Below are 283 nucleotides of genomic sequence, written 5' to 3' on the forward strand. Positions count from 1 at the left end.
GTTTCGCCGAGTCTTATGGGCGAAATTCGCTCGTATTCTGGTCTCCGCTCTGGTGCGTCCATGTGCTGCCGGTCATTGCAGAACAGCTGTCCGCATCCTCGGCGACATTGCCGTTCGAGCTCTCGGCGTTGCCATGTCGTGCGACGGTCCTGCTGGCGCCCGACAAGGGCCAGCATGTTCTTCTTCGCAATGCGGAACATACGCTCCAGCTCGCCGTCTCTGGCGCCGATATCTTGCGCCCTGTTTGCCTCCGCACCGAGGCGATCTGGCCAGCGATGCTTTC

General features: G+C 61.1%; 1 pseudogene. It reads left to right on the top strand.

What is annotated here, in order from left to right:
* Positions 1 to 62: 62 nt before the first annotated feature.
* Positions 63 to 283: pseudogene (locus AC0L2O_RS36685) on the top strand (DUF2285 domain-containing protein); the annotation flags it as partial.

Source organism: Bradyrhizobium sp. Kon10, from assembly GCF_055807395.1.